This is a genomic window from Micromonospora sp. NPDC051296, from assembly GCF_040682255.1.
GTDB classification, from domain to species: Bacteria; Actinomycetota; Actinomycetes; order Mycobacteriales; family Micromonosporaceae; genus Micromonospora; species Micromonospora craterilacus.
The window spans coordinates 1-4,971 of sequence record NZ_JBFBAO010000450.1 but is presented as its reverse complement, the minus strand read 5'-3'; the positions used below and the strand labels follow the sequence as shown (position 1 = coordinate 4,971).

At 73.4% G+C, this 4,971-nt stretch carries 6 protein-coding genes and 1 pseudogene; 2 read left to right on the top strand and 5 right to left on the bottom strand.

The window, feature by feature from the left end; genetic code table 11:
* Together AB0M52_RS30545 and AB0M52_RS30540 are read right to left on the bottom strand one after the other, a co-directional pair.
* On the bottom strand, nt 1-596 hold a 596-nt coding region (locus AB0M52_RS30545), incomplete at its 3' end, for an AI-2E family transporter (protein ID WP_363960898.1).
* A gap of 73 nt (nt 597-669) precedes the next feature.
* Nucleotides 670-1,479 (bottom strand): DUF3097 domain-containing protein, encoded by an 810-nt coding sequence (locus AB0M52_RS30540; protein ID WP_363960896.1) that lies wholly within the window; start codon nt 1,477-1,479, stop codon nt 670-672.
* Nucleotides 1,480-1,679: 200 nt separating this feature from the next.
* Here AB0M52_RS30540 and AB0M52_RS30535 point away from each other — a divergent pair, with 200 nt between their 5' ends.
* Entirely contained in the window at nt 1,680-2,474 is a 795-nt protein-coding gene (locus tag AB0M52_RS30535; protein ID WP_111220263.1) for a hypothetical protein, read from the top strand.
* A gap of 4 nt (nt 2,475-2,478) precedes the next feature.
* On the opposite strand, the gene AB0M52_RS30530 is transcribed toward AB0M52_RS30535, so the two are convergent.
* Nucleotides 2,479-3,084, bottom strand: a complete 606-nt coding sequence (locus tag AB0M52_RS30530) for a TetR/AcrR family transcriptional regulator (protein ID WP_363960894.1) — start codon at nt 3,082-3,084, stop codon at nt 2,479-2,481.
* Between the two features lie 28 nt (nt 3,085-3,112).
* Between AB0M52_RS30530 and AB0M52_RS30525 the strand changes: the two genes are divergently transcribed.
* The gene (locus AB0M52_RS30525; protein ID WP_363960892.1) at nt 3,113-3,886 is read left to right on the top strand and encodes an alpha/beta hydrolase; all 774 of its coding nucleotides are present in this window, start codon (nt 3,113-3,115) and stop codon (nt 3,884-3,886) included.
* Nucleotides 3,887-3,969: 83 nt separating this feature from the next.
* Here the strand turns inward: AB0M52_RS30525 and AB0M52_RS30520 are convergent, their stop codons facing one another.
* Together AB0M52_RS30520 and AB0M52_RS30515 are read right to left on the bottom strand one after the other, a co-directional pair.
* Entirely contained in the window at nt 3,970-4,749 is a 780-nt protein-coding gene (locus AB0M52_RS30520) for an HAD-IIA family hydrolase (protein WP_111217631.1), read from the bottom strand.
* 81 nt (nt 4,750-4,830) lie between these two features.
* Nucleotides 4,831-4,971: pseudogene (locus AB0M52_RS30515) on the bottom strand (ferrochelatase); the annotation flags it as partial.

The following is a 4,971-nucleotide window of genomic DNA, read 5'->3' as shown; positions in this document are numbered from 1 at the left end:
CCGGCCTGGATGTAGTGGTCGAGCGTCCGGTCGGAGAGGTTGAGCGGCCCGTCCCGCAGCCAGTTCTGGATCTGCCCGATGCCGTCCGCCGCCTTGACGCTGAGGTCCGGCAGACCGGCGATGAACTCGTTGACCACCAGCGTCAGCGTGCCGACCACGGCAGCGAGTCCGCCGATCAGCACCACGGCGGTGGCCAGCGTACGGGGGAATCGGGCGCGCAACAGCCAGCCGACGGCCGGCGCCAGCAACGCGGCGAGCAGCAGCGCCACCAGCAACGGGACGACGACGATGCGGACAGCGCCCAGGAGGCGCAGCAACGCCCACCCGATGAGCCCGATGACGAGGAGCCGCCACGACCAGGCGGCGGCGATCCGCAATGCTCTCGGCACATCGGCGTCGTCGCGGCTCGTCGTCGACGGCCGACCCTCGCCCGGCGGCCCGGCGGGCTCGGGCTCTCGTACGGGCAACAGCCGGTCAGGTTCCTCCGGCGGGTCAGCCCGCCGCGCACGCTCTCGCTCACGGGCCGCGCGCACCGACTCGCGTCCCGCCTCGTATGCCTGACGCAGCCGCTGTCGCAGTTGCTGGGACCGGCTCAAGCTCACCCCCTGGGTGGTAGGGATCGGCCCGCCCAACGGTAGCGGCCCGTCCCTGATGGACGGGACCCGCGGATCACCCCGGCTCGGTGACAAAGTCGATCAACCGCTCCATCGCGTTGATCAGCGGCGTCTCCACGTCGGCGAAGGTGTTCACCCGGGACAGGATGCGCCGCCAGAGGTCGGTCGGCTCGGCGACGCCGAGCGCCGCGCAGACGCCCTCCTTCCACGGCCGTCCCGGCGGCACCACCGGCCACGCCGCGATGCCCAGCGCCGCCGGCTTCACCGCCTGCCACACGTCGACGTACGGGTGCCCGGTCACGAGCACGTACGGAGAGGTCACCCGGGCCACGATCCGGCTCTCCTTGGAGCCGGGCACCAGATGGTCGACCAGTACGCCGAGCCGCCGGCCGGGACCGGGATCGAACTCCCGCACCTGGGCGCCGAGGCCGTCGATGCCTTCGAGGGGTTCCACCACCACGCCCTCGATCCGCAGGTCGTCGCCCCAGATCCGTTCGACCAGGGCGGCGTCGTGCACGCCTTCCACCCAGATCCGACCGGCCCGGGCGACCCGGGCGGTTACCCCGTCCACCGCGATCGAGCCCGAGGCGGTGCGGCGGCGGGCGGCCGGCACCGGTGCCCGCGGCGGTCGGCGCAGCGTGACCGGATGCCCGTCGAGCAGGAACGCCGCCGGCAGCAGCGGAAAATTACGCCGCCGCCCGTGCCGGTCCGCCAGCACCACCGCGCCGGATTCGAAGCCCACCACCGCCCCGCAGAAACCAGAGTCGGCGTCCTCGACCACCAGGTCCGGCTCGGCGTCGACCTCCGGGATCACCTTCCGCCGCCGCCAGTCCCCCGCCAACACGTCATCTCCATACCGCCCCATCCCGCCACGCTAGCCCCACCCCCACCCCAGACCCCCCCGCCCCGCCGGGTGCGCCCAGAGCGGCGATCATGCAGTTGTGGTGCCCCGCAAAAGCCGCGAATATCGACGAACCGCCCACCACAACTGCATGATCGGCGAGGCGGGGAGGTGGGGGCGTGGCAGTCGAGACAGGGGCGGGCGTCAGCACGTACTCTTTCCGCATGTCCACCCCCGCTGCGGGTGCGGCCATCCTCGCGCCGCGCCGGTCGAGCCGGTTCGTTGCCTGGGTGCGCGCTTGGCGCGCCGGGCTGGTGCCCTTCGACGAGGTCTCAGACGCGGTCGCCGGCGACGAGGAACACCTGGTCGCCGACGCACCCGGCGCCTGGACGGACGTGCCGCTGCGGGAGGCACTGCCCACCCTGGCCAAGCTCTCGCCGGACGAGATCCGCCTGGTGCTCCCGGCGCCGGGCGACCCGCGCGGCCTGCCCGGCCCGGGTGACTTCGCCGGTGCCGCGCTGCTCGCCGGTGAGGCGGTGATCGCCGGTGGGCTGGGCCTGATCCCCGAGGTACGGGTGCACACCTCCGGCTCCGGGGACACCTTCGAGACGGTGCTCTGGCGGGTCTACCCGCTGCCGGCGGACGCCCCGGCCGCGTCGCTCACCCTGCCCGGGGCCGCCGAGGCGGAGGCGGAACTGGCCGCCGCGCTGGCCGACACCACCGCCGCGCTCACCCGGCTCGACGTGGCCCAGTGGCGCCCGGAGCTGGCCGGCGCGCTGGAGGCACTGCGCCGGCCCGACGGCACCACCGACCTGCCGCCCGGATTCGACCCGCGGGCCCGCCGACTGTTCGCCCGCGCCGCCGTACTGGACCGGGTGCTCGCCCTGGCCGGGCACGCGGCACCCGGCGGCGCGGTCAACAACTACGAGGCCCAGCAACGCGACGCCGCCCTGCGCCCGCTGACCGCGGCCTGCCGGCAGGCCCTCGTCGCCGCCTGCAACGCTCCGCTACGCCCCTGACGGGCTACCTCCCGTAGGCGGCGAGGAAGACGCGGGCGGCTTCGTCGGCCCAGCGGTGCAGGTCGGCCTCGGGGTGTGACTCGCGGACGGCGAACATCGCCTCGTTGAGCGGGATCGACAGGATCAGGTAGTTCAGGTGTTGCGCCGCGAGCAGCGGGTCCGACGCGCGCAGCAGCCCCCGCTCGGTGAGCCGGGTGATGGCCGCGGCCAGCCTGGCGTGGCCGCGCTCCGGTGCGGCCCGGTGCCAGGCCCGGGCCAGCTCGGGGAAGCGCCCCGCCTCACCGATCAGCATGCGACGCAGTTGGACGAGGTGCGGCGCGGTGACCGTGGCGACGTGCTCGCGGGCGAAGGTGCGCAGGTCGCGGGGGAGGTCGTCGGACTCGGCGAGCGCCTCGACGAACGCCGAGCCGGCGTGTTCGGCGGCGGCGATGGCGCCGGTGAAGACCGCCTCGAAGAGGGTGCGCTTGTCGGCGAAGTGCGCGTACACCGTCACCTTGGAAACCCCGGCGCGGGCCGCGATCCGATCCATCCCGGCCGCGACGTAGCCGTGTTCCAGGAACTCGGCCAGGGCGGCGTCGAGAATCGCGCGCCGGGTGACGTCCTTCCGCATAGCCAAACTGTACTGTACCGTTCAGTTCATGGGAACGGTGACCTCACGGGACGGCACCCGCATCGCCTACCAGCGCGACGGCTCCGGGCCGCCGCTGATCCTCATCGACGCCGCCCTGCACTTCCGCGCCAACAGCTCCCTGGGCGAGCTCGCCGACCTGCTTGCCGCCGACTTCACCGTCTACCGGTACGACCGCCGTGGCCGTGGCGACAGCACCGACACCCCGCCGTACACGCCGGAACGTGAGGTCGAGGACATCGCCGCGCTGATCGCCGAGGCCGGTGCGACCACCTCGCTGTACGGCTACTCCTCCGGCTGCTTCGTGGCGCTGCACGCGGCGGCCGACGGGCTGGACGTGCACCGGCTGGCACTGCTGGAGCCACCGACGGACACCGACGGCGACCCCGCCGAGCAGCAGGCCTTCACGGCCGAACTGAGCCGGCTGACCGGGGCCGACGCGGTGACGTTCTTCCTGACCGGCATCGGCGTACCCGAGGAGATGCTGGCCGGCATGCGCGGCACGCCGCACTGGGACGCCATGGTCTCGGTCGCCCACACCCTGGTGTACGACAGCCGGCTCGGCGAGGCCACCGGGGCGGAACTGCTCGCCCGGGTGACCACCCCGACGCTGATCCTGGACAGCGCCGGCAGCACCGGTGACCTGACCGGGATGGCCGCCGCCACGGCGGCGCGGCTGCCCGTCGCCGAACACCGCAGCCTGGCCGGCGAGTGGCACGGCGTACCGGCGGCGACCCTCGCCCCGGTGCTCGCCGAGTTCCTGCGCCGCGACCGGGCGGGCTGACCGGGCGGGCGCCCGGAGCCGACCCGGCGGCGGTCCGGGGAACGGCCCCGGTGGCCGGCCACGGGGGTGCCGGCCGCCGGGGTTCAGACCTCGTCGATCAGGTCTGCCACCGAGTTGACGATGCGCGACGGGCGGTACGGGTAGCGTTCCGCCTCCGTGCGGGTGCTGATCCCGGTCAGCACCAGGATGGTCTCCAGCCCGGCCTCCAGGCCGCAGAGGATGTCGGTGTCCATCCGGTCGCCGATCATCGCGGTGCTCTCCGAGTGCGCGTCGATCGTGTTCAGCGCCGAGCGCATCATCATCGGGTTGGGCTTGCCGACGAAGTACGGCTCCACCCCGGTCGCCTTCGAGATCATCGCGGCGACCGAGCCGGCGGCCGGCAGCGCGCCCTCCACGGACGGGCCGGTGGCGTCGGGGTTGGTGCAGATGAACCGGGCCCCGTCGTTGATCAGCCGGATCGCCTTGGTGATCGCCTCGAAGCTGTAGGTGCGGGTCTCCCCCAGCACCACGTAGTCGGGCGCGAAGTCGCTCAGCACGTAGCCCACCGCGTGCAGGGCCGTGGTCAGCCCGGCCTCCCCGATCACGTACGCCGTGCCGCCCGGCCGCTGGTCGGCCAGGAACTGGGCAGTGGCCAGGGCGGACGACCAGATCGCCTGCTCCGGCACGTCCAGGCCCATCCGGGCGAGCCGGGCCTGTAGGTCGCGCGGCGTGTAGATCGAGTTGTTGGTCAGCACCAGGAACGGTTTGCCGGAGGTGCGCAGCCGGTTGACGAACTCCGGTGCGCCCGGGACGGGCTGGCCCTCGTGCACCAGCACGCCGTCCATGTCGGTCAGCCAGCTTTCGACGGGCTTGCGGTCATGCATGATCGTCATTCCCTGGGGTGTCGGGGATCGCCAGCACAGTCAGTACGGACGGCGGGGCGGTCAGGACGGACGGCGGGGCGGTCAGGACGGACGGCGGGGCGGGACGCAGCAGACCGTGGGGCAGGTGTCCCACATCGGCAGCTCGCCGAGCCGGCGGCGCAGGCTCGCCCCGGCCGGGTCGATCCGCTCCTGGACCAGCTCCCGCACCATGGTCACGAAGCG